The 25,847-nt window shown below is 40.9% G+C and carries 24 protein-coding genes, 4 pseudogenes and 1 riboswitch; of the genes and pseudogenes, 8 read left to right on the top strand and 20 right to left on the bottom strand.

The genetic code is table 11. From position 1 onward, the window contains the following. Positions 1 to 83: 83 nt before the first annotated feature. Both EAE90_RS00750 and EAE90_RS00745 read right to left on the bottom strand, forming a co-directional pair. Positions 84 to 1,532: a M20 family metallopeptidase gene (locus tag EAE90_RS00750; RefSeq protein WP_214051837.1), complete on the bottom strand. Its 1,449-nt coding sequence runs from the start codon at positions 1,530 to 1,532 to the stop codon at positions 84 to 86. Continuing rightward, on the bottom strand, positions 1,525 to 2,850 hold the full coding sequence (locus EAE90_RS00745; RefSeq protein WP_214051836.1) for an amidohydrolase: 1,326 nt from the start codon (positions 2,848 to 2,850) through the stop codon (positions 1,525 to 1,527). The genes EAE90_RS00750 and EAE90_RS00745 overlap by 8 nt, the downstream gene beginning before the upstream one ends. A 269-nt stretch (positions 2,851 to 3,119) precedes the next feature. On the opposite strand from EAE90_RS00745, the gene EAE90_RS00740 reads away from it, so the two are divergent. Beyond that, positions 3,120 to 4,019 carry a LysR family transcriptional regulator gene (locus EAE90_RS00740; RefSeq protein WP_214051835.1) on the top strand — a complete coding sequence of 300 codons (900 nt, stop codon included), beginning with the start codon at positions 3,120 to 3,122 and terminating at the stop codon, positions 4,017 to 4,019. 121 nt (positions 4,020 to 4,140) lie between these two features. Here EAE90_RS00740 and EAE90_RS23555 read toward each other — a convergent pair. Together EAE90_RS23555 and EAE90_RS00735 are read right to left on the bottom strand one after the other, a co-directional pair. After that, positions 4,141 to 4,227 (bottom strand): annotated as a pseudogene (locus EAE90_RS23555) (hypothetical protein); the annotation flags it as partial. Positions 4,228 to 4,364: 137 nt separating this feature from the next. Further along, positions 4,365 to 5,045: a helix-turn-helix transcriptional regulator gene (locus EAE90_RS00735; protein WP_214051834.1), complete on the bottom strand. Its 681-nt coding sequence runs from the start codon at positions 5,043 to 5,045 to the stop codon at positions 4,365 to 4,367. Positions 5,046 to 5,732: 687 nt separating this feature from the next. Between EAE90_RS00735 and EAE90_RS00730 the strand changes: the two genes are divergently transcribed. Next, positions 5,733 to 5,945, top strand: coding sequence for a helix-turn-helix domain-containing protein (locus tag EAE90_RS00730; protein ID WP_072164746.1), 213 nt, complete (start codon positions 5,733 to 5,735; stop codon positions 5,943 to 5,945). A 231-nt stretch (positions 5,946 to 6,176) separates the two neighbouring features. Here EAE90_RS00730 and EAE90_RS00725 read toward each other — a convergent pair whose 3' ends face one another. From EAE90_RS00725 to EAE90_RS00715, 3 genes and pseudogenes are all read right to left on the bottom strand, one after another. Further along, a complete protein-coding gene (locus EAE90_RS00725) occupies positions 6,177 to 6,521 on the bottom strand; it encodes an aminotransferase class I/II-fold pyridoxal phosphate-dependent enzyme (protein ID WP_246550175.1) in 345 nt (114 codons plus the stop codon). A gap of 165 nt (positions 6,522 to 6,686) precedes the next feature. Then, positions 6,687 to 8,141 (bottom strand): Na+/H+ antiporter NhaC, encoded by a 1,455-nt coding sequence (gene nhaC, locus EAE90_RS00720; RefSeq protein ID WP_214051833.1) that lies wholly within the window; start codon positions 8,139 to 8,141, stop codon positions 6,687 to 6,689. Positions 8,142 to 8,371: 230 nt separating this feature from the next. Further along, a pseudogene (locus EAE90_RS00715) lies at positions 8,372 to 9,054 on the bottom strand (Na+/H+ antiporter NhaC family protein); the annotation flags it as partial. A gap of 33 nt (positions 9,055 to 9,087) precedes the next feature. On the opposite strand from EAE90_RS00715, the gene EAE90_RS00710 reads away from it, so the two are divergent. The 4 genes and pseudogenes from EAE90_RS00710 to EAE90_RS00695 all read left to right on the top strand — a co-directional run bounded on the left by EAE90_RS00710 (position 9,088) and on the right by EAE90_RS00695 (position 12,366). Further along, positions 9,088 to 9,324, top strand: coding sequence for a helix-turn-helix transcriptional regulator (locus tag EAE90_RS00710; RefSeq protein ID WP_281422285.1), 237 nt, complete (start codon positions 9,088 to 9,090; stop codon positions 9,322 to 9,324). A gap of 342 nt (positions 9,325 to 9,666) precedes the next feature. Then, positions 9,667 to 10,668 (top strand): LacI family DNA-binding transcriptional regulator, encoded by a 1,002-nt coding sequence (locus EAE90_RS00705; protein ID WP_214051831.1) that lies wholly within the window; start codon positions 9,667 to 9,669, stop codon positions 10,666 to 10,668. A 140-nt stretch (positions 10,669 to 10,808) separates the two neighbouring features. Beyond that, positions 10,809 to 11,311, top strand: a pseudogene (locus tag EAE90_RS00700) (Na+/H+ antiporter NhaC family protein); the annotation flags it as partial. A gap of 389 nt (positions 11,312 to 11,700) precedes the next feature. Continuing rightward, the gene (locus tag EAE90_RS00695) at positions 11,701 to 12,366 is read left to right on the top strand and encodes a PAS domain-containing protein (protein ID WP_214051830.1); all 666 of its coding nucleotides are present in this window, start codon (positions 11,701 to 11,703) and stop codon (positions 12,364 to 12,366) included. 519 nt (positions 12,367 to 12,885) lie between these two features. Here the strand turns inward: EAE90_RS00695 and EAE90_RS00690 are convergent. The 3 genes from EAE90_RS00690 to EAE90_RS00680 form a co-directional block, all read right to left on the bottom strand. Further along, entirely contained in the window at positions 12,886 to 13,956 is a 1,071-nt protein-coding gene (locus EAE90_RS00690) for a magnesium transporter (protein WP_214051829.1), read from the bottom strand. Between the two features lie 74 nt (positions 13,957 to 14,030). After that, a riboswitch (M-box (ykoK) riboswitch) is annotated at positions 14,031 to 14,202 on the bottom strand. A gap of 154 nt (positions 14,203 to 14,356) precedes the next feature. Further along, entirely contained in the window at positions 14,357 to 14,689 is a 333-nt protein-coding gene (locus tag EAE90_RS00685; protein WP_036775377.1) for a DUF6694 family lipoprotein, read from the bottom strand. A gap of 222 nt (positions 14,690 to 14,911) precedes the next feature. After that, positions 14,912 to 15,097: a hypothetical protein gene (locus tag EAE90_RS00680; protein WP_214051828.1), complete on the bottom strand. Its 186-nt coding sequence runs from the start codon at positions 15,095 to 15,097 to the stop codon at positions 14,912 to 14,914. Positions 15,098 to 15,295: 198 nt separating this feature from the next. On the opposite strand from EAE90_RS00680, the gene EAE90_RS00675 reads away from it, so the two are divergent. Beyond that, on the top strand, positions 15,296 to 16,432 hold the full coding sequence (locus tag EAE90_RS00675; RefSeq protein ID WP_214051827.1) for an ABC transporter substrate-binding protein: 1,137 nt from the start codon (positions 15,296 to 15,298) through the stop codon (positions 16,430 to 16,432). Positions 16,433 to 17,000: 568 nt separating this feature from the next. After that, the gene (locus tag EAE90_RS00670; RefSeq protein ID WP_036775346.1) at positions 17,001 to 18,485 is read left to right on the top strand and encodes an aldehyde dehydrogenase family protein; all 1,485 of its coding nucleotides are present in this window, start codon (positions 17,001 to 17,003) and stop codon (positions 18,483 to 18,485) included. A 45-nt stretch (positions 18,486 to 18,530) separates the two neighbouring features. Here the strand turns inward: EAE90_RS00670 and EAE90_RS00665 are convergent. The 10 genes and pseudogenes from EAE90_RS00665 to EAE90_RS00620 all read right to left on the bottom strand — a co-directional run. Continuing rightward, positions 18,531 to 19,478 (bottom strand): annotated as a pseudogene (locus EAE90_RS00665) (alanine/glycine:cation symporter family protein); the annotation flags it as partial. Between the two features lie 269 nt (positions 19,479 to 19,747). Beyond that, entirely contained in the window at positions 19,748 to 20,374 is a 627-nt protein-coding gene (locus EAE90_RS00660) for a tail fiber assembly protein (protein WP_214051826.1), read from the bottom strand. Then, positions 20,374 to 21,654: a phage tail protein gene (locus EAE90_RS00655; protein ID WP_214051825.1), complete on the bottom strand. Its 1,281-nt coding sequence runs from the start codon at positions 21,652 to 21,654 to the stop codon at positions 20,374 to 20,376. Before EAE90_RS00655 ends, EAE90_RS00660 begins: the two co-directional genes overlap by 1 nt. Before the next feature lie 10 nt (positions 21,655 to 21,664). Further along, the gene (locus EAE90_RS00650; RefSeq protein ID WP_214051824.1) at positions 21,665 to 22,321 is read right to left on the bottom strand and encodes a baseplate wedge 1 family protein; all 657 of its coding nucleotides are present in this window, start codon (positions 22,319 to 22,321) and stop codon (positions 21,665 to 21,667) included. Positions 22,322 to 22,323: 2 nt separating this feature from the next. Then, entirely contained in the window at positions 22,324 to 23,511 is a 1,188-nt protein-coding gene (locus EAE90_RS00645; RefSeq protein ID WP_214052027.1) for a baseplate J/gp47 family protein, read from the bottom strand. Beyond that, positions 23,508 to 23,861: a contractile injection system sheath initiator gene (locus tag EAE90_RS00640; RefSeq protein ID WP_214051823.1), complete on the bottom strand. Its 354-nt coding sequence runs from the start codon at positions 23,859 to 23,861 to the stop codon at positions 23,508 to 23,510. The genes EAE90_RS00645 and EAE90_RS00640 overlap by 4 nt, the downstream gene beginning before the upstream one ends. Then, entirely contained in the window at positions 23,858 to 24,616 is a 759-nt protein-coding gene (locus EAE90_RS00635; RefSeq protein ID WP_214051822.1) for a phage baseplate assembly protein V, read from the bottom strand. The genes EAE90_RS00640 and EAE90_RS00635 overlap by 4 nt, the downstream gene beginning before the upstream one ends. Positions 24,617 to 24,675: 59 nt before the next feature. Further along, complete coding sequence (locus tag EAE90_RS23550; protein ID WP_246550171.1) at positions 24,676 to 25,041, bottom strand: hypothetical protein; 366 nt, start codon at positions 25,039 to 25,041, stop codon at positions 24,676 to 24,678. Beyond that, on the bottom strand, positions 25,034 to 25,465 hold the full coding sequence (locus EAE90_RS00625) for a hypothetical protein (protein WP_214051821.1): 432 nt from the start codon (positions 25,463 to 25,465) through the stop codon (positions 25,034 to 25,036). The genes EAE90_RS23550 and EAE90_RS00625 overlap by 8 nt, the downstream gene beginning before the upstream one ends. Next, a complete protein-coding gene (locus EAE90_RS00620) occupies positions 25,462 to 25,722 on the bottom strand; it encodes a hypothetical protein (RefSeq protein WP_214051820.1) in 261 nt (86 codons plus the stop codon). Before EAE90_RS00620 ends, EAE90_RS00625 begins: the two co-directional genes overlap by 4 nt. Positions 25,723 to 25,847 lie beyond the last annotated feature (125 nt).

The raw sequence follows: 25,847 nt of genomic DNA, 5'->3' as shown, positions 1-25,847 counted from the left end.
TGCTTCATTATTATTTTTTAACTATGTAAATGACTGAGTGCTAGCTTGCCGCTGTAGGCAAGTCAGTATTTATCGGAGCAAAGTTATTTCAAAGGTGATGGTTTAATATCGGGCGGAATAGGACACTGATAGGGATGCTCATCCCGTTGGTGTTTAAACTCCGCTTGAACCTCTGCTAACAGAGCAGGATCTGTTAATAATTCAAGCGCGGTAGCGGCCATAATTTTCCCGGCAAGACACATCCCTTTGTGAGCAATGGATGAACGCCCTTGTGCGACTAATTGCCAAGTATGCAGTGGTGTGCCAAAGGCGAAGCAGGGGCTGAAGCATTGCGCTGTGGGTGTTACCCAACTAACATCACCGACATCGGTAGATCCATACATTAACTCTTGTGATTCTACATAGGGTAAGACTTCATCTGTCAGTGCTTTTTCCCCTTGTCGCTCACTCCAACGTTTACCCTCTTCGCCTGCTGTTCGCGCTGCATTGAGTTTGGCATTGCGTAAATCGTCTTTTGTCAGTGTTTGATTAATTTTTTCGGCGAATTGGCGTTCTTCATCAGTATATTCAGGAATACCAAAGGCTTGAATATACTGATACATCACTCTTTCCATTGTGCGGTTAGGAATATAGTTTGAACACGCCTTATCAAGACGAATATTCAATCGCGTGCCAGTCATTAAGGCGGCACCTTTAGCGATATCAATGACTCTTTGATAAATATCTTGAGTCTGATCCAGTTGTGGAGCGCGAACAAGGTATAAAACTTCGGCATCAGCCTGTACAACGTTAGGTGACATACCGCCCGTATTAGTCACTGCATAATGAATTCGTGCTTCCTGAATGATATGTTCACGAAGAAATTGAACCCCCACATTCATCAGACTAACAGCATCTAAAGCACTTCTGCCTAGGTGAGGGGAATTGGCGGCGTGTGATGCAATCCCTTTGAAATGAAATGCTGTTTGGATATTTGCCAGAGACTGGACATTAAATACACCACTGAATGATTCTGGATGCCATGTAATTGCTGCATCAACATCATCAAAAAGGCCCTCCCGGACCATAAATGTTTTACCGGAACCCCCTTCTTCCGCCGGACAACCGTAAAACCGTACAGTTCCAGGTTGTTGATTTTTTTGCAGCCAGGCTTTCACTGTAAATGCAGCAGCAAGTGCGGCTGTCCCCAGTAAATTATGCCCACACCCGTGACCGTGACCATCTTTAACCACAGGATTAGGTTCACAACAGCCCGCTTTTTGGCTTAAACCAGCCAGTGCATCATACTCGCCAAGTAAAGCAATCACAGGGCATCCACTGCCATAACTGGCAATAAACGCGGTCTCAATATTGCCTACCCCTCGCTGAACAACAAACCCTTCATTTTCTAACGCACTTGCAAGCAGCTCCGCAGAAAAGGTTTCTTCAAAACGAGTCTCAGGGTGTTCCCAAATCTTATCGCTAAGGTGAATAAAATCACTTTGGCGTTGCTCAATGTATTCATGGATGAATTCAGTTAACGAATTATTCATGGTGATGAACTCCGAAATCAGGCAGGTTAAGGGCGATAGTGGCTAATGTTTTCACTACGGTGGTCATCACGTTTTCATCAAAGTCAAACCGTTCATTATGATGACCTGCGCTGAGTGCTGTACCGAAAATAAGGTAAGTGGCTTGACCACCATTCGATTTGACGTGTTCCATAAAATAGGTCGCGTCCTCTGATCCGGCAGCTTGCTGACGGCTTTTGACAACAGATGAAAGCTCTGGGATATATTGTTGAGCCTGTTGATAAATGAAATCGACCCATACTGGGCTAGGCTGGCTACTTTGAGCGGCTCCCATTAACTGTATTCCATATTCAACCCCCTGCATTTTTGCCGCGCCTTCAATGATATTGAGAGCTTGACGGTAAACAAATGCATTGATCTCATTAGTTTCACCACGAGTTTCCACTTTCATTAATGCATAGTCAGGAATAACGTTACGGCCAATGCCTGCCTGTAGCACTCCGACATTAATGCGTGAGCTGCCTTCGCTATGGTGAGAAATAGCGTATAGTCCTAAGGTTGCTTGAGCTGCGGCTAACAGTGCATTTTTTCCCGCTTCTGGTTTTGCACCAGAATGGGAGGCAACACCACGATAAGTAACATCGATTTTGGTAGTAGCAAGAAAATTATTACTCCCACAGACCAATTCGCCTTGAGGTACACCAGTGCCAATATGGATAGCGATAAAGAAATCAACATCATCGACAACTCCCGCTTCAACCATTGATTTTGCACCACGAGTTCCTTCTTCCGCAGGTTGAAAAATCAGTTTGATTTTTCCGGCTAGTTGGCTTTCATATTTTTTCAATATACAAGCGAGTCCTAATCCGATCGCTGTATGACCATCATGACCACAAGCATGCATCATCTGTGTATTGCAAGAGGAAAAGCCTTCAGCGTAAGGACGGTGTACGTGAGTTTGTTCCTCATTCAGGTCAAGCGCATCCATATCCACCCGAAAAGCCAATGTTGGTCCAGGCTTTCCTGTATCGAGTGTCGCGACAATGCCGGTAAACCCGCCTGAAAAATGGGGTAGCCATTCCGTCAGAGCGCCCTGTTTAATAGCACGCTGTTCTTGCGCTTGTAATGCCTGTTCTGAAGGTAAGCCCATTCGTGCGTCAGCCTTGATAACGTCTTTTCCCATTTTCAGGCTATAACCCAAACGGTGTAGTTCATCCGCCACAATCGTTGCTGTTCTGAATTCGAACCAACCTGATTCAGCAAAATGGTGGAAATCACGACGCCAGTTTCGTAATTGTCCAACAATTTGCTGAATAGATTCGCTTAATGAAGTGCCCATAATAATTATCTCTTTTAGTTATCGCGGAGAATAGAATATATTTGGTTTATTTCACCAAGATTGATTTTATTAAAAATATTTATTTAATTTTAATTGAATTAGTTTATTTTTTAAAATTTTATTGTCTTAATAATTAAAAAATTTTTTTGCCGAATTTTAAATACAGTCCGATTTTTCATTACTGATTTTTAATGTACACAATAAATTTTGTTCAAGTAAGATACAATTATCTTTATCTATATAATTAAAAGTTATCGCAAGAGAGAAAAATGACGACACCAATAAAACTCAATCAACTGCGCGCTTTTGTTGAAATTTACCGTCATGGCAGTATCAGAGCGGCTAGTCGGTTTCTGTCACTCTCACAACCTGCTTTAACTAAATCGATTCGCGAACTAGAAGATTCACTTGGTGCAAAATTATTTATACGCAGTAACCAGGGTATTCATTTGACAGAGTGTGGAAAAAGTTTTTTACAACGCGCCAGTTTGATACTTGAGGAGCTTCGAATTGCACAGGAAGATATTCAGCAACGAGTTGGCTTGATTGGTGGTGTAGTCAATATTGGCGTAGCTGGCAGTATTGCACGTACGATTATGCCAAAGGTGATTACACAGTTTCACCGTGATTATCCTACAGTAAAATTAAGAGTTGTTGAGGGACAGTTATTGACTATGCTACCTCAGCTCAGACAAGGTGAACTGAATTTTACCGTGAACACCTATTATCCAGGCAGCTTAGATGCAGAATTGAGCTTCGAAAAACTGATGAAAAAAGAGTACAAAGTGATTGTACGAAAAGGACATCCAAAAGTGCATGCAACCTCTTTAGGCGAATTAGTTGATTGTGACTGGACCATGCCAACACCGAAAGGCACCTACTATCGCAGGTTATTTGAGATGTTCTCATCGTTGGATAATCCACCTGTCTTTAGTGTCACGTGTGAAACATTAATGGCTTGCATGAGTTTAGTTTCTAAAAGTGACTTTGTAACTATTGTAGCTGTGGATGTGGTTGATGAGACTCTGTTCAACCAGCAATTTGTGGCGTTAAACCTTAAAGAGGAGCTTCCGTTTGCAACTTTTTGCCTTGTTCAACGAAGAGATACAAAGTTAACTCCCGCAGGAGAACATTTGGCTAGACTTTTTCGGATGTATTGTCGTGACTAATTTTTGCACCTGAAGCGGGGATTAGGGGAAGCTGAATAGACCCGCAGGTCCGACAGCATAGACTAAATAAGCTTTCATATGGGGTACACTTATTTTTTTCATTCCAGATTGTTGTTCGCCTTCATGAACTCTGCCACATATACTGACAACAATGATTTCGTGTTACCGTTTCATGTAATGATTGCCACAAGCGTTCAATCTTGTTTAGCTAGGTATTGATTGCCCCGTTCTTCCTTAAACGGGTAGTGAAGAAGCTCATCGTGTGCTAGTCATGTTCGCTTTTTCCGATCAATGCAATACATAATGCGTCAATTTCCTCTTGTGAGCATTGCCAGGGCTTGAGATTCAAACAAAAATACTGCTTTCAGGGCGTAAAAATCTTTCTGGTACATAAAGATCATAATTATTAAAGCGACAGTATTCCTCCAATTGCCGAGCAGACCTAACACCAACCTTTCTATATATTTGTGCTGTATAGTGTTCAACAGTACGGTAGGAAATATTTAATATTCTACCAATTTGTTTACTGGTATATTTATGTAAAGAGAGAAAAATAACATCCCATTCCCGTTGGGTAAATAAATGGGTCGGTGGTTGAAATATAATGGAAGCGGGGAGTTTTCCATAAAATAAACGGATTAATGAAAAATCCTGGGCTTCCCATCCGTGGAAAATAACTCCGACACATTCGTTTTCATTATTATATAGTGGGTATTTTTCACAAAAATGAGATGATAAGAATTTATCGTTCCCATACATATGTGTTTCAAGCGAACATACTGTTGTTTCGCTCTTCATTACACTTTGATCATGAAGAACGAATTCTTTTGCAAACTCAGCACCACTCCAAGGAAGTTCATAATCATACCACCCTTCATAATCAAATGAGTCTGGAAGATTTTCAAGATGTTTGAGTGCCAAATTGCCATAAATAAAGCATGAATTTTTATCTTTGATTCCCCAAGGTTCATTACTTTGCTGCATTGTGTTAATGACTTGAGGTGAAATGATTAACTTATTATTCATGTCATCGTTCCTTTATTATATTTGACATAGTGACCACTGAATTATTATTAAGGCATTATCTGAATGAATTGTTGCCGGAGTTATAATTGAAACAGCTTAACTATATAATACAGCACAACAATCATCCAGCCAAAAAATGTATTTTTATTAATTATACGACAACATCATAAATACTATAAAATATAAACAAGGCTATTGTTATATACAATAATAATTTATATGGTTTATTTTATCAGTTAAGCAATTTTTAAAAAACTAAACGTATATAACTTCGCAACTCATTAAGATTAATGGTCTTATTAATTCTCTGAGCTAACTAAGTTGGTGTCATTCCCTGTAACTGAAGAGCTTAAGACATTCATTAAAGTATTTCATCCGCTTCCAACATTTCCAAAAATAACTAAACTTTTTAAATACCTTAACGATCTAAAAAGAACATTTCTGCACATTTAAAGTTTAATTTTGAACAATCAGAGTTCGTTTATGACCTTTTTATCGTTAGACAATTTTCTATTCAGAGAATATTTGGCTGTACTTGGCGGGGTTTAATATCTTAGTACAGCTATTTTTTAACATTCCGCTCCTGTGCGGACTCAGGGAAAAAGCTGTAGAAATATAAAAATATCAAATTGAAAAGAGAGCATGAACATAGCACCTTGAATAACCAAATTGAGAGGAAAATAAGGAATGATTATAAAAGACGACTGGCACCCGGCTGATATTATTGCAGCATTAAAAAAACAAGGAACAAATCTTTCTACTATTTCAAGAGAAGCGGGGCTTGCATCATCTACCTTAAGTAATGCGCTACACCGTCCGTGGCCCAAAGGCGAACGGATAATTGCTACCGCTTTAAATTGTGAACCTTGCGAAATATGGCCGAGCAGATATTTTAAATGAGTTGTCATTTTCAAAATTAACATGAACTTCTCATATAAAACCAATGAGAGAGAGCTCATTACCTGAAACTTTCCTCATGGAAAATCAGGTATGATCATAGAATTAAAACAGGGCTATTAACGCCCTGCTTTGTTATCAAACTCCAGTTAAGATATATAATCAGACCAATTTAAGATATTTGCCATAGTGAGTTCTTTTTCTGCATTAATAGTTGGTAGATCCCTTTTTAGCTTATGATGTTATCTGAACTAAACCAGTGATTGCTTTTTTAAGATATTGACGGGGACATCCCAAGTTTATTCGGATAAATCCTTTCCCATGATTACCAAAACTCGATCCCATTGAAACGACTATTTTTGCTTTTTGTAATAAGGCCCGTTGCAAAGTGTCATCATCCAGACCTAAATCACGGCAGTCCAACCAAGCCAGATATGTCCCTTCCGCTTTGGTCATTCGGCACCAAGGAACGGCAGACGTTAAAGCCTGCTCGAACCAGCAACGGTTTTCTGCCAGATAATGCTGTAGTTCATCAAGCCATACGTCCCCATGTTGATATGCTGCTGTAGCCGCAGTCATAGATAGAACATTGAATAGAGTGTTTGCAAGACTTCTTCCGGGCATTGAAAATCGAAATCAGACACCCACATTGGCAACAGGTCAGTCTTATTTAAGGGCAAGTGACGATTTAAAAAATCCCACTTAACAGAACTTGTATTATGACGATCGATTATCTGGTTGAAATCAGGCAATTTCACTTTGGATTTCCTTTGTATTCAGGGAGTTTTCCGGCGTGATTTTTGCGATACCGAAACCAGTAAATCCATAGATGAGAGCAAAGAAAATGGCAGCATAGCACTGGATAGCCCAAGGTAGCAGTTCAAGCGTACTGACACCCAATGTAGTCGCCATATAAATGCCGGCAGCAGTCCAGGGGAGCAACGGTTCTATGACAGTACAGCCATCTTCTATTGTTCGTGACAGATTTTTATTATCCAGTCCCATGCGTCGATAAGCCCCTTTAAACAGCTCCGCCGGGATGAGGAGAGCCAATTTTCCGTTGCAGGTTGCGCCCGTTACCAGAATAGTTGTCACCAAGGTTGCAGCAATAAGTTGTCCGGTTGTGTGAACAACTTGTAGCAGCCGGTCAATAATGATAGTCAAAGCACCAGTAAGTGCTAAAGCACCGGCGAACGCGAATGCACAAAATGCAAGCAGGATAGTCTTCATCATTGATGACATCCCCCCCCGATTGAGCAGACGGGAGACATCGCTAACGACTCCGCTGATGTTGTGTCCCTGATCAGAGAACATCGAGAGATTGAAACCATCTATCAACGCATTAAGGCCCTGTTTAAGGGTGAGTCCTTGGAAACCTATGCCAAGTACAATAGCTAATGCACAGGCAGCAAGCATGACGGGTATCACCGGACGTTTTGTTATTGCTCCCCACAAAACCAATATTGGCGGCAAAATCAGCAATAAATTGAAGTGATACAGGCTTTCAAGAGATTGAATGATTTCTGTGACTTTTTCCGGTGTTGCCACGTTACCTGTTAAGCTTGTATGACCAGCAATAAAATAAACAATAGCGGCTAAAACAAAGCCGGGAATAGTGGTATACATCAAATGTTGAACATGGCTGTAAAGATCAGTATCGGCAACGATAGCGGCGAAATTAGTTGAGTCAGATAACGGTGAAATTTTATCGCCGAAATACGCGCCTGAAACAACCGCTCCGGCTGCCGCGGCCAAAGATACATCAAGGCCAGCGGCGACTCCCATCAGGGCAACCCCCGCTGTTCCGGCCGCTCCCCATGACGTACCGGTGCAAACTGAGATAACGCTCGTGATAAAGAAAGCGGTAATAAGTATGTATTGAGGGCTAATCAGTTTTAACCCCCAGTACATCATGTAAGGTATAGTTCCGCTGAACATCCAGGCCCCAATTAACCCGCCGACGCAAATCAGTATCATCATCACCGGCATCGCTTTAGCCAGCTTTGCCACAATAGCATCGATAATGTCATTCCAGCGATAGCCTTGCCAATACGCTAAAGTAGCTGCTATTCCTGCTGATATCTGTAATAGGGATTCGATGCGTAAATTCAGTTGACCATATCCAATAACTAACAATAAGAGCATTGCTGCAATTGGCAGTATAGCGAGTCCCAGATTAAGCTTTTTTTTATCATCCATATAAAAACTCCAATTTAAGAACCAATCACGGTATAAGGTCAATTTATGACGTCTTGAAAACCAGTCTATTACTGACTGGTAGTAGTGATTGCAGGACTTCTTTTGGGTATTGAAAATCGAAATCAGACACCCACATTGGCAGCAGGTCAGTCCTATTTAAGTGCAAGTGACGATTTAAAAAATCCCACTTAACAGAGCTTGTATTGTAACGATCAATTATCTGGTTGAAATCAGGCAATTTCACTTTGGATTTCCTTTTTATTTAAGGAGTTTTCCGGCGTGATTTTTGCGATACCGAAACCAGTAAAGCCATAAATGAGAGCAAAGAAGACGGCAGCATAACACTGGATAGCCCAGGGCGGTAGCTAAAGCGTACTAACACCCAATGTAGTCGCCATGTAAATACCGGCAGTAGTCCAAGGGAGCAACGGTTCTATGACAGTACAGCCATCTTCTTATTGTTCGTGACAGATTTTTATTATCCAGTCCCATGCGACAATAAGCTCCTTTAAACAGCTCCGCTGGGATGAGAAGAGCCAACGTTCCGTTGCAGGTTGCGCTCGTTACCAGAATAGTTGTCACCAAGATTGCAACGATAAGTTGCCCGGTTGTGTGAACAACTTGTAGCAGCCGGTTAATGATGATGGTCAAAGCACCAGTGAGTGCTAAAGCACCGGCGAACGCAAATGCACAAAATACAAGCAGGATAGTGCTCATCATTGATGAACATACCACCACGATTGAGCAGACGGGAAACATCGCTAACGACTCCGGTAATGTTATGTCCCTGCTCAGAGAACATCGAGAGATTGAAACCATCTATCAACGCATTAAGGCCCTGTTTAAGCGTGAATCCTTGAAGACCTATGCCAAGTACAATAGCTAATGCACAGGCAGCAAGCATGACGGGTATATATCTGCTAGGTTAAGACCACCTAACAATATATTGACAGAGAAAGAGTGGATGGTGATTTTTTTATTTTTCCAAGGTATTAGCAATGAAGATATTGCTAATGAAATGAACATTTCATGTCGTACCTTCGAAAGATATTTCAAAAGTATCCATGAGAAATTATCAATTGGAGAAATTATTGAATTGAAGCTTTCTTGCGAAAAAAATGATTACGATCTTTATATTCCACCCAAATACCTTAAATCTATGAACTATTTCCTGCTATATTGAAGGGGATACTTCTATTCTAGCTTTTCTGTCACTTAATCAAGGGGGATGATTTAAGTGACAGAGAGACATAACTTTCAGTAGATTAGTGACATGGATCACCTTCGTAGCCAGATCTAAGGATTTTATCGTTGGTATATTTGTCGGTATATTGAAAATCCTATCATGTTCATACTCCCAACCACTCTTATTCTATTGTTAAACCGCTCACTCAATATTATTAAGAGAAGCCCAACTCACATTATTCACTTGAAATAAGGTATACAAATCCTTTCATGATAATTTGAATAAATTGAGATATGATTATTCTTCATATTTATTTTGCATAACTGCTAAGGAAAGATTATGGCCACAATGAAAGACGTAGCCCATAAAGCTGGAGTATCCGTGGCCACTGTAAGCCGTGTTATTAATAATACCGCTTACGTTGAACCGGGCACTCGTGAGCGTGTAGAGAAAGCTATGCGCGAATTCAACTACCATCGTAATTCTGCCGCGCTTGCATTAGCGAAAAGGTGCGGGAATATGTTGGGCTTACTTACCGGTAATTTGGCTGATCCTTTTTTTTCGCTTTTGGCTCGCGGGGTTGAAACAATCGCCCGGAAGAAAGAAGTAAAATTGATGGTTTGTAGTGGAGGACATCAAGCTGAACTCGAGAAATCCTCCTTAGATTTTTTAATCAACCAAGGATGCGAAGCAATAGTAGCGCATGTCAGTAGAATGAGTGATATAGATGTATTACGTTATGCAGCTCATACACCAGGATTAGTGATTATCAATCGGTATTTTCCTGCTATCGCCAATCGGTGTATCTGGTTAGATAATGTCAGCGCTTCTCAGACTGCTACCAACTATCTTCTTCAAAACGGCCATCGAAAAATTGCTTGTGTGACGACAGATCTACCGATCGATGACAGAAGGCTTCGCCTAGAAGGATATCAGGCTGCAATGGCTAATGTAGGTATCACAGTACCCGGCAATTGGGTTATTAGCGTGCCATTCAACGAAAAAGGTGGGGAATTGGCAGCAGAAAAGCTCTTAGAGAGCGGTATCGGCTTTACCGCAGCAGTAACATTTAATGATGTCATGGCTGCCGGTATGATGCGCTCCTTACATCAACGGAAAATTAAATTACCGGAACAACTGTCGATTGTTGGGTTTGATGATATTGTGCCAGCCCGATATCTTTATCCCCCCTTAACTACTGTACACAACCCAATAGAAAAAATGGCTCAACGGGCGGCTAATCTGGCATTGAAACTCAGTGCCAAAAAAGAAATAACTCCACAGATGAATATGTTCTCAGCCGAACTCGTTATCAGAGATTCTGTTTTTTTAATTGAGTAAGTAATAAGCGTAAAAGCGATATACAGATCACATTTCACAACTCATGAAACCAATTACATAAATAAGTAATCTCTGTCACATCTCGTTCGAAATAAATTCATTATTCTGTTTCAACAACCACCTGAAAATGGAGTTTTAATATGGATGATAAGAAAAAACTTAATTTGGGACTTACTATGTTGCCAATCGCAGCAATGCTCTTACTGTTAATTATTGGATATGGTCAACTGAATTTACGCATCGAATCCCTATTGCTGATATCAGCAGGAATAACAGCAGCCTTGGCATATTGGCAGGGTTATCGCTGGAATGACATTATCGATGCTATTGTGGCAAAGAGCTAGCTAAAGCGATGCCAGTAATCATGATACTGATTGCTGCTTTCTTTATCACGAGTGTTATCTCAGTTTGTACCGGTACGTCATGGGGGTCAGCCGGAACAATTGGTGTCGCTCTGATGGGAGTCGCCGTTGGCCTTGATGTGTCTTTGGCGACAACGGTGTGTGCGGTTGTTTCAGGCACGTATTTCGGTGATAAAATTTCACCGTTATCTGACTCAACTAACTTCGCCGCCATTGTCACCGATACTGATCTTTACAGTCATGTTCAGCATTTTATGTCAAATATCACCCCACAATTCATTAACATATGGAAAAAAAATCATGAACCGTGGGGAGTAAAAAGTAGTTCTCCATACTTTATTTACGGTAATTCAGCAACAAAAGAATTTACTCATAATATTGAGAAATTATTTGATTACAGAAAGCCTTATAATCATGAAATTCCCTGGAATGAATCTGAACGTGTAAGATAATCAATTAACCAATAAATGTACTTTTGAACTAACAGATTGCCAGGTATTACTATATAACCCGTTATTTTAAATATGATAAAAAACACTTCAGTAGGCCATAATACATAAAACTAGAAAATTCTTATGAAAAAAGTCAATTTTATTGCTATATCCCAGAAAACACCAGAGAATCCCATAGTAGAATGTTTATTTAATCTTCAAATTATCAAGGAGTTTTTATGAAGAACTGTACGATATCACCTCAGATTATCAATACAATGGAAATAAGTAATGAACCTTGGGGAATAAAAGATAGTTCTTCATGTTTTATTTATGGTAATAAGGCGTTAAGTTCTATCAAAAACTTCTCACCATCATTTGATTACAGTGGGCTTTATGATCATGAACTCCCCTGGAATGGCGCTGAATTTGCAAAGGAATATATTCATCATGATCAAAAAGTAATGAAACAAGGGAAAAGAATATGCTCACTTGAAACACATGTATTTGGTAAAGAACAAATTCTATCATCTTATTTTTGTGAAAAGATGCCTTTTTATCATGATGATGGAAGTTGTATAGGTATAATATATCATTGTTGGAAAGCGAAAGACTATTCATTAACGAGTCTGTATCAATATCATAATAAACTTCCTTCATCTATTTTACTCCAACCACCGACAGATCTTTTTACTGAGCGTGAATGGGATATTATTTTCCTTTTCTTACAGAAATACACAAGAAAACAGATTGAAACAATATTGAATCTTGGTTCCAGTGTAATTGAAAACCATATAAACAAGATATATCACAAAATAAATATTAACTCCACTCTTCAATTAGAAGAATATTGTCGAGTCAATAATCTTTATCACTATATACCTGAGAAATTTTTATTAACTTAAAAGGCTTCTGCTGCGGATGCAGTTGACCTTATGACGTGCGTTATTGATCATGCCTGAGGTACAAGCAGAATTTTATTTTGTTAAAACCTCAGGCATATTCAATATAACAAAAAAACGTCTCTTTTATCGCTACAAATAAATTTTAAATTAAAAAATAAATCACTTAAAATCCTACCGAAATAATATCAATTAATTACAAATGCAATAAATCAATTCATTAGAACAGAAAATAATTTATTTTCTTTAATTATTATATATATTTTTTTACTATATTAAATCCGTTCATTTTATTCATATTTACCGATAATAAAATCCAATATTAAATATATAAAACATGAAGTTAACTTAAATAAAAATCCTATTTTCACCCCTAATAAAAAGATATTAAAAAACATTCTTTGATCCCATGCCATTAATAGCAAACCCAAAACCCTTAATTACTATTAGAGATAAAAATTCATAATAAATCATTATTAATCAATAAGATACCCAATAAATATGGGCATCTTATTGGTGATTTTAAACGAGTTCTGTCATCACTAATTTCGCTATTTCGAAATAGATAATCAGGCCGGTACCATCAATAAACGTGGCAATAAAAGGCGCTGATACAACAGCCGGATCAATAGAAAGCCTTTTCAATACCATCGGAATAATGGAAGAAACAATAGCGCTCCAGAGGGTGATGGCAATGATGGCTAAACTAACAGCAATCGTCACTTCAATACCGACACCTAATATCCAGGCACGGATCAGCGCAGCAAAACCTATCGTTACTGCAACTAAAAATGAAGCGGAAATCTCTTTGCGTAACACTGCCCCTAAATTACGCAAACTCACTTCCCCCAATGCCATTGCTCTGACCAAGGTTGAGGTAATTTGTGTTCCACTGTTGCCCCCCGTTCCTATTAATAACGGGATAAAAAACGCTAAAGAAATTACCGCTTCCAATTGATCTTCAAATGCTTTAAGCACAGCACCGGTATAAGCCTCTGCAACAAATAGCAATAATAACCACCCGACACGCTTACGCCATAATGTTATTGGGCTGGTACTCAGATAAGGCTGCTCCAGAGGTAAAGTCGCTCCCTGCAAATGAGCATCCAACGTATTTTCATCTTCGATCAACTCAGCAATATCTTGCGGTCGTAGCACCCCAACTAATTTTCCAAAATGAACGACCGGCACACTATCCATACCACTGTGATTTATCAAACTATAAACATCATGACGCGACTGCTCCGGTGACACGGAAAAATAGCTTTGCCTCATAATATCTGACACAAATAAATCATCGGCTACAGTTAATAATACCTTCACCGGTAATATGCCATTAAGATAGCCTTCATCATCAATAACATATAAATAAGTTGGGATCTGTTCACCTTCAAGCTGATCAATCAAATTACTCTTTACCGACAACACAGAATCAGCAACAGATACAGATATGAAACATTGGCTCATATACGAGCTGACAGTTATCTCTTCATTTTTCAGTTGGTGTTTCCGCTGCTGATCAGCATTTATTTCATTAATAGAATGACTAGCAATCGCTAATGCATCCATTTTTTCATGGGATGTGGTTTTCATGATGTTGGTCCCTATTACTGTTGTGAACTTCAAACAGCACTCACATAGGGGCGAAACCAGATGAGAGAATACAACAGCTATCTCTACGTCTCAGTTTTAGCACTATACAACGTATCCTGAATTATCAGAAAGTTACATGGGGATATACCTTGGTTCGATATATCCTGTCCTAATCTTGGGCGTCTCTCGACGTCGTGAGATCAGCAACCTGTGTTTGTATAGGAGCCTCGCCTAACGAGATACTGCACTTAGAATGCGGCGCATATTATAAGCAATAGTTGTAATAATTCAAAATTGAAAATTGGTTTGTTTAAGTTCCATTTAAGTTATTGATGATCATAAAAAAACGGCATAGATTTCCACCTCACTGCCGTTTAATGCGGATAATCCTATGAAGGAATCATTCATTTTCTGATCTCTTAGCTTCAATTTTTTCAATTTCAGCTATCAATTGGTCAGCGGTTTTACCATCCAGTAACTTATAAAACTTTTGTTTCGATTCCTTCATGTCACCATGAGCACCTGATTTAACCAAGTCATTAAAATCGATACTATTAAACATAGCCGATTGAATTGATTCATCAAACTTCGCTTTTTTATCATCAGGTAGCGTATCTCTTACTTTCTCAATGGATGCTTTCAACGAAATTTCATTAGAAGCATCAATCTTAGGTTGGCTATCACAACCAGCGAATACAAATCCTAACAAACAAATTACTAACAATTTTTTCATATTCATCCCCCACAGAATATTGAACAAGGGAATAATAACAGAAGCAGAAACAATAAGCCGTTTATAATTAGCCAAATTGATCAAGAATAGCAATAAGATGAAATTTCTCATCATGCTATTCCAGCATGATTATCCTTGTGATTGGCAACAACAATACCAAAATATCATCACTTGTTATTTCTTCAACAGCATAAAAGACGACTTTTTGCCTGCTAAATCTAATCAGATGACTAAAATACCCGACCAACCGACAACACGACAGGCCCAGATACGACCACAGTAATTGCCGATATTCAGATCAATAATGTAGTTGGAATCCTCACAATCTGCCAGAAAATTTGGCAAATTTAGTCTGCTGTTTTTGCCAACCACCACCATAACCTTCCACCAAATGAGAGTTATTTTCAACTCACGAACACCACTCAACTCATTGTTATTATTTAAAAATAGCAAAAAATCAAAATATTATTTACCAAAGTCACTAAAACCATTTGATTAATGTAAATTGTTATCATTATCATTTTAAGATTAGCATAAATAGATGTGGACCCAATTTGTCAAATTACGCGGTTCAACTAAGAACGTTCTTTATTCAAAGGAGAAATAATGGCAATCATCCACTGCACTGCAAAATATTTTCTGACTGCCATATTGATGTTACTGTCTGTTTTTGCACAAGCAAAAGAAATTACAGTCAAAGACGTTGCTGGCCGGAAGGTTAAAGTTAACGCGCCGGTCAATCGGGTTATGCTGGCTGACAGCCGAGTATTGATTGCATTGAATATTCTTCATCCTGATAATCCGCTTAAAGGTATTGTTGCCTGGGATAATGCACTGGAAATTAAATCTCCAGATTTGGCAACTGCTTATGAAAAAGACTTCCCGCAATTGCGGGATATTCCGGTATTCCCCAATCCTCATCAAAGCGATTTTAACGTCGAAAAAGCGCTGACTTATAAACCCGATCTGGTTATTTTTGATATTGGTCTTCAAACTAAACTTAATAATAGTGGAACCATAACTTTACTGGAAAAAGCGGGCATCCCGGTTATTTTTATCGATTTCCGTCAATATCCGCTAACAAATACGATTCCAAGTATGGTTTTACTTGGGAAAGTATTTAGTGAAGAAGAAAATGCACAAAAATTTATTGAGTTTTATCAAGAGAGAATGAAAGTTATTAATCAACGTGTTGGTACGCTAGGTAAAGAACAGCGTCCTCCGGTGTTTATCGAACGCCATGCCGGTATGTTAGGTGCTGAACATTGCTGTAAGACTTTCGGAAATGGCAATTTTGGTGAATTTATTACTGCCGCAGGAGGTGATAACCTCGGTGCTCGCTGGTTCTCAGGTACGGATGGTGAGGTAAACGAAGAACAATTAATCGTCAGTAATCCTGAGTTTTATCTGATGACTGCCGCAGATTGGGGTAAAGTCCGACCCGGAAGTTTTTCTGTGCCATTAGGCTACACCGGCAATCTAAAGCAGTCACAGGAACAACTAAGAAAATTAATGACACGCCCCAAATTAAGCGTATTAAGAGCATTCCGCGAAAAGCAAGTAATAGCACTGTACCACCAATATTACGATACGCCGTTTAACATCATTGCTGTTGAAATCATTGCTAAATTCCTGCATCCAAAGTTATTTGAAGATATCGATCCACAAGCTGATAGCTTATATCTGCACAAAACCTTTACAGCTCTTGATGGTAACGGGATATTCTGGGTTACAGCAAAATAATATTTCTTTTCAATCCGTTGGAATAGACCAACGGATAGTTAGCTTTACCATTTATTTATAATTTCCGTTCGTTAATATACCTAACATTTTATATAACGCGCTAATAGACATCTATTATTTTGTGCTCTACTATAGTTGATGCTAAAGAAATATAAAACATGACAAAATAAATTCGGTTAAGTAATAAATATAAAGCACAAATATATTCACATAATGAAACTATACCTTATAGATTTCAAGATGCATCGCGACGGCAAAGGAGCGAATCCCCGGGAGCATAGCAAACTATGTGACCGGGGTGAGTGAGTGCAGCCAACAAAGAGGCAACTTGAAAGATGACGGGTATATATAAAACCTGCTAATGAAGCATCTATCCCAGCAGGAATAATCAATGCAGGACTATTATTATCAATAAATCATACGCACAGGCAAAGTACAGAAATCAGTCTATATACATGATATGTAGGGAATCATTCGCTCTTTACCAACAAGAATGGAAAATAAAATAACCTAATGAGACAGATTCTCGATGTAACTATTCTTAAACCAAAGTACTCGGAGTATATTAATGAAACGATTACACGATATTGAGAAAGAGATGTTGCCCGTTGAATCCTACAAAATGCTTATTGGCGGGCAATGGGTAGATAGTGTATCCAAGGCAACAACCAAAAGTTATAACCCGGCGACAGGAGAACTACTGGCTGAATATGCATCTGGTAATGCGGAAGATGTCGATCTTGCTGTCAGCGCCGCAAAAAAAGCTTTCCACGCCTGGAGTCAAACCTCCGCCATCGAAAGGCAATCAGCTTTGCTGAAAATTGCTGACTTACTAGAAGCAGAACAAGAACGTTTTGCCATCCTTGAATCACTGGATACTGGCAAACCATTAAATGAATCCCTGTATATGGATCTACCCGCGTCCATTGACCAGTTCCGCTATTTTGCGGGTGTAATCCGTTCCCATACCGATGAAGCTTCAGTTCTGGATACCAATACACTCAGCTTGGTGATCCGTGAACCCATTGGTGTTGTCGGGCAGGTAATTCCCTGGAATTTCCCACTACTGATGGCGGCATGGAAACTGGCTCCTGCTCTGGCAGCAGGCAATACCATTGTTATCAATCCAGCAACACTGACACCTATCACCCTGCTTGAACTGGGTCGAATATTGGATAAAGTCCTGCCAGCCGGGGTGGTTAATATTGTTACAGGTCGTGGTTCAGTCGTTGGTCAAGCCATTTTGGATCATAAAGATGTCGAAAAAGTGGCATTCACTGGTTCCACTAGAGTAGGTTATACCGTAGCCGAAGCCGCAGCCAAAAAGCTGATCCCTGCAACACTGGAACTTGGTGGTAAATCAGCCAATATTATCTTCCCTGATGCCAATATGAAAAAGGCAGTAAAATATGCGGCCAGAGCTATTTTGCTGAATCAGGGTCAAGCGTGTGAATCAGGTTCCCGGCTATTCCTGCATAAAGATATTCATGATGAATTCCTCAAGTCCCTAAAAATAGAATTCGAATCTATCCAAGTTGGCGATCCACTAGCAAAAGAAACTCAGATGGGAAGCCAAGTCAGCCAGGAACAAATGGAAAAAATTCTTGGATATGTCGATATTGCGAAGCAAGAGGGTGCAACCATTCTAACTGGCGGTAAACGCATGACCGGAGAAGGTCATGATGATGGTTTCTTTATCCAACCAACCATTATTACTAACGTCACTAATGATATGCGAGTCGCGCGCGAAGAGATTTTTGGTCCTGTATTAGCCGTCATACCATTTAGCGAAGAAGAAGAAGTCATTGGAATGGCAAATGATTCTGATTATGGCCTGGCTGGTGCTGTCTGGACACAGGATATCGACCGTGCGCTACGCGTCGCTAAAGCTGTCAGAACCGGCCGTATGTGGATTAATACTTACCATGAACTGCCAGCTCACGCCCCATTCGGTGGTTACAAAAAATCAGGCATTGGCAGAGAAACACACAAAATGATGTTGGATGCTTACACCCAGGTCAAAAACATCTATATCAAAACCGGTGAAGAATAATCTCAATCAGTAATGTGAAAAGCCTTCCAAACGGAAGGCTTTTATTCAAATGTTTGCTTTAATATCAACACTATCCGCATTTACATCTTTAATATGTTCTTTTGTCAGCCGATAAACAACTGGACTCAACAATGCTAATGCAATCAGGTTCGGTATTGCCATCATCGCATTCAATGTATCTGCCAATAACCAGACAAAATCCAATGACTGAGTAGCACCTACCATTAAAGCAATAATCCATACCACACGAAAAGGCGTGATAGCTTTTTGCCCAAATAGATACTGGGTACATTTTTCACCGTAAAAACTCCAGCCAAGAATTGTGGTAAAGGCAAATATTACCAGCGCACCCGCGACAATATAGTTGCCGCCGGGAATCGCCATAGCGAAAGAAGTCGCTGTCAGCGTCGCACCAGTTTGACCATTCAACCAACCGCCGGTAATGACGATAGTTAAGCCAGTGATAGAACAAACAATAATGGTATCGATGAAAGTACCTAGCATAGCGATCAATCCCTGGCGAATCGGGTTTTGGGTTTTGGCTGTTGCATGAGCAATCGGCGCACTTCCCAATCCTGCTTCATTAGAGAAAATGCCGCGAGCTACACCAAAACGAATTGCCGCCCATACTGCTGCACCCGCAAAGCCACCTTGCGCTGCAACAGGTGTAAATGCAGATTTAACAATCAAAACAAATGCAGCAGGAATCTCACTAAAATTCACCCCCAGAACAATAATCCCGGCGGCAAGATAGGCAACCGTCATGAATGGCACTAATTTGCCGGCGACATCAGCAATACGTTTAATACCCCCGATAAGCACTGCACCAACCAGAATCGCCAATACTACGGCCGTTACCGTGGTCGAAACGCCGAAGTTACTTTGCAGTACATCAGCAACAGAATTCGCCTGTACGGTATTACCGATACCGAAACAAGCAATACTGCCAAATACCGCAAACAGCGTCCCCAACCAAGCCCATTTTTTACCTAAATAATATTTATTTAAAAAAATACATAAAAAACAATAAATTAATAAAATATAAGTCACATAAAAATAAAGCATGTACATAAAAATGTACAAACAGAAAGGGCGCTCAATATGAAGTGTGGTGTTTACGATAGAGTGAGAGGGCGATTGTGAAGCCGGACTAACCGGCTTCGTCCTGCCTGTGCGGCAGTTTCACTTAAAAAGATATATTTCTAAGCTACTTGTACAGTAGTAAGCTAATGCTAAACATATTTGAAACAATAAGTCAATGTTTACTTCGGCACTTCCGGCCACTTCACATCAGGCGCTTGGTTCACATCTACACGTGTGAGCAGTACTCTGTATTTTTTCCATTCCAACAGAGCAGCTTTCTCTGAGTCTGTAGCGACTTCTAAATCAACAGAGTCTTGCAGCAATGCGATTGTTTCATTTGCTTGCTGTAACAGTGCTGCTTGTTGCTGCTTTGCCTCATTGATTTGATGTGACTTGAGTAAGTCTTTATCGACTACCCACTCTTTGCCATCCCATTTGTCAAAGTCGGTGGGCGGTTTCTTGAATGTCAGCGTGTCAGGCAGCTCACCGATTTCAGTAACTTCAGTCGGTTCTCGCGTTAACGTGTCGTAAGCTGTCTTTCCCCGGTAGTCCGGGAGGATTTCCCAACACTTGCCGTCTACACTACGACAAACGGCTTCGTCAGGAGACTTCGGAAGTTCCGGCGCGTCGGGATAGGCTCCAGCTGACAAACTGACACCGAGCATGACGTACTCAATATCCGATGCTATGAATTCTCGCGTGATTTGATTCGAGTGATAAACCTTTATCCAGCCTGCTTGAATAGCCAAACCATCTTTACCTAATACGGCTTTTTCATGTTCTAAAGAGTATTTCTGTTCTGTCATTATGCTGCTCTCACTATGTAGTTAAATGCGATATTGCGGGGGCGGGTTTCGTTTGCTGTTCTTGCGACACGTGATGCGTCAAAATAAATCCAGCTTAAATCTATATAATTTGATGCGTAATTAACGTAAGATTTTACTGTTGAAGCTTTATAAAACGCCCCAGACGGCTCCAAACTCCCGCCAATAATGCTGCCCGTTATATTTTGTATTGCGTCTCCCTGCCACGAGCCGCACACTCGGCCCGGGTCCACGCCCCGACTATCATCCCATCCCCGGATAAACTCTCCCCTTAGATCGGGCAATCTGCCGTTGGGATAAGCTTCTGCTAGCTTCGGATATAGCGATTTATTAAATGATTGACCGTTGCATGCGAGATAACCAGCAGGCACATTCGGTAACGGCCATGGAATTGGAGCACCAACTGGATGCTGTTCCGGTAATGTTGTACTTGAATAGACAATGTCCCAACCGAGCCACGTTTTACCCGAATCCCACGATTGGCGGATTGCGACTTCGCCATGATGGGATGTGTATTGCTGTGAAATAGCTGAGAACGAATTCCGCACTTCAAGAAATCCATATGTGTACAAATTCAGAGGAAAATCTGAAACAGTTGACAAATTTGACACAGTAACTCGATAAAAGCCCGTTGCTAAGAAATTCTGAAATTTTCCGCCATCGCCCACCCATCCCAGCTCATAAGTACTTATCGCCCCCACATCCCCGGCACTCAGACTGACATCCCCAGTCAACGCCTTGCCATTAATTTTCCGACTATTTGGCACAGCACTTTTTGCCAAATTCACCGTCTCCACCAAACCGAGGTTTTTCACAAACGCGTTTTTGTCGGGGATGTCTGCGCCGTTTTGATTTTTTGCCAGCTTAGTGTTGGCGTTGTTGTTTACATCAGTAACTAACTTCTGTGTTGCTGCAAGGGTATTACTGTTACCTGTTTTGTCTGTGAGTTGAATAATGCCTTTTTCTGAGAGCGTGGCATCTCGCACTTCCGGCAAAGCATTTTTAATTGCTAATGCCAGATTACTTTTCAGCGCGTTAATATCTCCATTATCCAGAACATCTTTACCCGATTCTTTTGCGATAAAATCCGCCAAAATATGTGTAATAATAGATGACTGACGCCACGCTTTATTTAATTCACGTGACTTTGCAACACCGGCGCTAAATCCGTTAACTCTTGCAGCTAATGCTGCGTACTCTTCGTTTGATAATACGTTAGCACCCTCTGCTATACCGAAGGTTAGAAATTCATTCTTCGCCATTATTTTACTCTTAATTTAATAGAATGGGCCAACCGCCTACATCGAATCCGGCGATATATTTACTGTCTGAATCGAAACCAAAAATAACCCCCCGATTTTCCGAGTTGGTATAATTATTAACTCTGACTGCTCCGGGTTTAATATTTAAATATCCTTGCTGAATAACCGCTTTAACAACTTCCGGCACGACTCCCCCGGTGACATAAACATCCATGCTCATATCTTGGTTATCAACGAAGAATATTAATACAGATTCATCTGGAATAACACCCTGATAAATTTCCGCAAGCATTTCATTTGTACCGTCCCAGTGATTTGCACGAATTTTAGAACGTAATATTGTTCGGTAAGTTTCATCGTCTAATTCAGTAAAGCCGGAGTCGGAATCATACTGCCGTTTCCAGCTCCCTTCATCTAATCCCACACCCTCAGTATCAAATGCAAAATACACGCCAACGATAGGCGTTTTGACATAACGTGAAAGACCAATCCATTCCCCAACCGCATCTAATTGAACTCCTACGGCTTCATCAATTGAAAACTGACTATTCAGGAGCTGTGCTGCATTAATAATGTCAGAGAGTGGCCGGGTAATGAAATCAATGTGAGTAACAAATTTATTTGCAGTTCTGTGCTGAGTGGTAATAAGGGATAAATAATCTCTCATCTTCACCTCGCTATTAATTTAATATGCTCTGGCTTACATGTAACCGCTTCATCAAATGTCACAATTAAATTACTCGGCGATACATCATCTTCGGATCTGCCGATTTGTATTTCAAAAATATCATAAGTTAAACCTTCTTCATCACGCAAGTTTGCGGGAGAAAATAAACGACTTAAATAAACGTTATCACCGATTAACTGAGCATCGATATAACTGGCAATTGCGGTTCGAATTCTGTCACCCGCCAGCGTTGTATAACCTTCAAATGCCGTCAGGGTTATCTCAACAAACACAGGTACGTCTTTCGGGCGTGAGAAATGGATCGGATGCAGAATGCCATAGTTATCGGCTACTTTAATTTCAGTATCACCAAAAGTTCCTGCGCCCGGCCCCTTTTTCGTTTCGATAGCTTGAGCGATTAGCTTTGCGTCCCCCCCATCAACAATCATTGCTATAGAGTGAGGAGGAATGCCGTTGTTGTCCGTCACGTTTGTATCATTCTCAAACCCACGCCGACGAACGACACCCGGAATTAAACTGATTGCGCCTTGTATCCCATCGAGCACGGTTCTTGATGGCAGAGCAACAGATTTCCGCTGTCGGTCTCTCAATGCTGTATCAGACTCAATAGGCTGACCGGGAGTTGCCGCTGAAGGATTTGTGACACTTTGCCAACCCTGAGTGGGGGTGCCGATAATCGAAACATCCCCGACTAACGCGGTAACGTTGCCTTTCGTTTGACACGTAGCAGTAGCGATAACAAAGCCGTGTATGCCAATCGACACGGTACCCGGCAAACTCCAGCTATAACCGTTGATATCTCTCACGATACCGTTTTTCACAACGGTACCAACAGTACCGACTAACTTAACGTCAACTGTTGAATAAGTGGATTTGTGCCGGGTTATCCCGTTAATCCTGACATTGTTAGATAACGCCGCGCCTGTAGCTGACGCCGGGCTAAACGAGTTATAAGCAGCAATCACAGCATTATTCGCATCGTGAATAGCCAGCGCATAAATCGCAAGCATCTGGCCGTCTTTACTATCGGGCTCTAAATAAGCATCAGCACCGTATATCTGACGGGCAAACTCAGTGATTTTATTCAAAATGGTCTGGTAATCAGGCGCACTGATGCCGCTCGCAGTCACTGAGGCCGCAAGCCCTAAAGTGTCAAGATTTAACATTATGCCTCGCTTGTTACCGTAATTTGTCCGTAAAGCGTATCAATAGTGGCGGTGAAGGTGAGGCGGCGCGTCGTACCGTCATTGCGGGTATCAAAAGAAATGATGGATTTAACGCCTTTAGTCTTTAATATTCGGTCACGAACAGCCAGGATATAAACATCGGATCGCTGTTTTCCAAGCACTGACTGGACATAGGGAGTCCCCTCTTTCATATCCAGAAACCAGTCACCGCGCCATAGCGCCAGCCGGGTTTTGACTGCCAGCGCAACAGCTTCGGGGGAGTTCGTCAGGAAAGTATTATCTCCCTGGCCGAAACTGTAATCGTCATCGGGATCATCACGTCGATATCTCACTGGGGACCTCCTGTCTTGCTACCGCCCGATTGCACGCCACTATGCACATGGTTTTTAAGGCTTATGCCACCTGCTGTCACATCGTTACTCACGGTGACAGGACCTTGCATCGTTGCCGTTCCGCCACCAGCGCCCATGCCCTGTGATAAGTTGCCGTTAATGGTGACGTTACCATTCAGGATGATGTCAGGTGAGGTGATTTCTGTACCACCATTAGCAGTGGCGATAAGTTTTGCCGGTGTGATAACCGTGACATTATGACTATTGGGATTAAGTTCGATATATGCCGCGCCATCATCTGTTCTCAGTTGCGCGGTGTGAGTGCTGATGTTCGATATTTTTTGTTGCTGAGACTGCGGGCCGATAATAGCAAAGGCATCAGACAAGCTGTGCTGTCGGTCATCTGCCGGTTCTTGTACTCCGCCAGATTGCCACCAGAAATCAATGCAACGGTCGGCGAACACGACTAAGCATTCATCACCGGCTTTTACCGGGAAGGTTAACGTCACGCCACCGCCCCTTGGGAATATAACCGGCACATCAACTAACAGTGGCAAGGATACCGAGGTAGTTTTCCACTCAGAATCAACAATGCTGCTTTTAATGGCGGGCTGAACAACACACGTGACCGCATCCGCATTAAACGATTGAATAATGCCGGGTATCGCTACCCTAAGTTGAGAAGAAAGCGAATGGTTTATGGCTTTCAGTGTTTCGGATAAATCGCCGGTTCTGGATTCTGTTGATACGGGCATGGGAAAACTCCATAAAAAAACCGCACTTAAGCGGCTTAGTAAATAATAGGGTTGTTAAATTAAATCCAGTGAAATCCTTTAGCCATTAAACCAGCTAATCCAAGCGCCACGGCAATTATCGCACCAAATAACAGGCGGAAGTCTGTACGCGCATCACTTTTCATTTCCTTAAAATCTGTGCGTGTATCTTTTTTCATTTCTCGTACATCAGTTTTTACTTCATCAATAGATTTTTTGATGTGTTCAACATCTGACTCAAGCCGCGCCACACGAGCTTCTAACATCTCATCACCTCCACCGCCAGAACCACCCTGTTTGAATGATGAACCATTATCATGTGAATGTCTACTTGGTGGCGTATCGGTAGACGACCACCGGCCATCAGAAAATTGCATACCATCAATGACAGAATTGTCACTACCCATTATGCGCCTCCGATAAAATCATTCTAAAGTGGGCTTCTGATTTATGAATAATCTCGTCAGGCGTATCAGCACGGGCTATAGAACATTTTATTACATAAGTCCCAGCATTTATTACCCTAATCGAAAACGAAGCACTCAAAAAACCCGGCACTTCTGTTGGTTCTGCCTCAGGATCATCAGCGGTTACTGATACCTTTGCGGGTATATCTTCTGTCCGACCGTGTAGAATTGTTGTGCCGTTGCTGTCAGTAATATCGATAGAAATCAGATAGTCTTTAGATTGGTGAAGCCCAACAAAAGCGGCAGCAATAAGGATTTTCGTCTCAACAGGCAATGCAGGACATCGAAAACTAAGGATCGGTTCTTCCCTATCTCTGGCATCTTTTGTTGCAGGAAAAATGAAAGCTATTTTCTCTGAACTCATTCAGACCTCTTGTGTGTTCTTGCTGCTGTTTCACATCTGATACATCGGATCAATCCGCCACTTATTGCTTTTACATTTGCAAGAAAGGCTTCTTGAACTTCTTTATTATTTAGGTTTAATGATAAGTTTCCGTTCTCATCAACAATTATCTTTCCATCATCTGCCGTGGTTTCGTGAGCAGAGGTTTTTGTGATCCGCATTAGAATTTCATCAGGAGGCGCAATAAAGTAACGCATCACTCTTGCTAATTTAATCATAGCTCCCTCCTAACTCGCTATAGTGATAATAGTTCGATTGAACCTCTAGTTCAACGCGTTTAACAACCAAAGTGTTTCAGGCTCACCATCCTTGACCTGAGTGACCTTACAATAAAGAAAACCGC

The organism is Photorhabdus caribbeanensis, from assembly GCF_018448885.1.
Lineage (GTDB): Bacteria > Pseudomonadota > Gammaproteobacteria > Enterobacterales > Enterobacteriaceae > Photorhabdus > Photorhabdus caribbeanensis.
Note: the sequence above shows the minus strand (reverse complement) of the source record. Positions and strands in the feature narration are given on the sequence as shown.

What these genes read in the sequence shown, in the direction of transcription:
- EAE90_RS00735 (WP_214051834.1), bottom strand. Translation starts at nt 5,045, where the DNA reads ATGAATAATAAGTTAATCATTTCACCTCAAGTCATTAACACAATGCAG.
- EAE90_RS00660 (WP_214051826.1), bottom strand. Translation starts at nt 20,374, where the DNA reads ATGACAGAACAGAAATACTCTTTAGAACATGAAAAAGCCGTATTAGGT.
- EAE90_RS00730 (WP_072164746.1), top strand. Translation starts at nt 5,733, where the DNA reads ATGATTATAAAAGACGACTGGCACCCGGCTGATATTATTGCAGCATTA.
- EAE90_RS00685 (WP_036775377.1), bottom strand. Translation starts at nt 14,689, where the DNA reads ATGAAAAAATTGTTAGTAATTTGTTTGTTAGGATTTGTATTCGCTGGT.
- EAE90_RS00740 (WP_214051835.1), top strand. Translation starts at nt 3,120, where the DNA reads ATGACGACACCAATAAAACTCAATCAACTGCGCGCTTTTGTTGAAATT.
- EAE90_RS00670 (WP_036775346.1), top strand. Translation starts at nt 17,001, where the DNA reads ATGAAACGATTACACGATATTGAGAAAGAGATGTTGCCCGTTGAATCC.
- EAE90_RS00705 (WP_214051831.1), top strand. Translation starts at nt 9,667, where the DNA reads ATGGCCACAATGAAAGACGTAGCCCATAAAGCTGGAGTATCCGTGGCC.
- EAE90_RS00675 (WP_214051827.1), top strand. Translation starts at nt 15,296, where the DNA reads ATGGCAATCATCCACTGCACTGCAAAATATTTTCTGACTGCCATATTG.
- EAE90_RS00690 (WP_214051829.1), bottom strand. Translation starts at nt 13,956, where the DNA reads ATGAAAACCACATCCCATGAAAAAATGGATGCATTAGCGATTGCTAGT.
- EAE90_RS00635 (WP_214051822.1), bottom strand. Translation starts at nt 24,616, where the DNA reads ATGCCCGTATCAACAGAATCCAGAACCGGCGATTTATCCGAAACACTG.
- EAE90_RS23550 (WP_246550171.1), bottom strand. Translation starts at nt 25,041, where the DNA reads ATGGGTAGTGACAATTCTGTCATTGATGGTATGCAATTTTCTGATGGC.
- EAE90_RS00625 (WP_214051821.1), bottom strand. Translation starts at nt 25,465, where the DNA reads ATGAGTTCAGAGAAAATAGCTTTCATTTTTCCTGCAACAAAAGATGCC.
- EAE90_RS00695 (WP_214051830.1), top strand. Translation starts at nt 11,701, where the DNA reads ATGAAGAACTGTACGATATCACCTCAGATTATCAATACAATGGAAATA.
- nhaC (WP_214051833.1), bottom strand. Translation starts at nt 8,141, where the DNA reads ATGGATGATAAAAAAAAGCTTAATCTGGGACTCGCTATACTGCCAATT.
- EAE90_RS00650 (WP_214051824.1), bottom strand. Translation starts at nt 22,321, where the DNA reads ATGAGAGATTATTTATCCCTTATTACCACTCAGCACAGAACTGCAAAT.
- EAE90_RS00745 (WP_214051836.1), bottom strand. Translation starts at nt 2,850, where the DNA reads ATGGGCACTTCATTAAGCGAATCTATTCAGCAAATTGTTGGACAATTA.
- EAE90_RS00655 (WP_214051825.1), bottom strand. Translation starts at nt 21,654, where the DNA reads ATGGCGAAGAATGAATTTCTAACCTTCGGTATAGCAGAGGGTGCTAAC.
- EAE90_RS00750 (WP_214051837.1), bottom strand. Translation starts at nt 1,532, where the DNA reads ATGAATAATTCGTTAACTGAATTCATCCATGAATACATTGAGCAACGC.
- EAE90_RS00725 (WP_246550175.1), bottom strand. Translation starts at nt 6,521, where the DNA reads ATGACTGCGGCTACAGCAGCATATCAACATGGGGACGTATGGCTTGAT.
- EAE90_RS00620 (WP_214051820.1), bottom strand. Translation starts at nt 25,722, where the DNA reads ATGATTAAATTAGCAAGAGTGATGCGTTACTTTATTGCGCCTCCTGAT.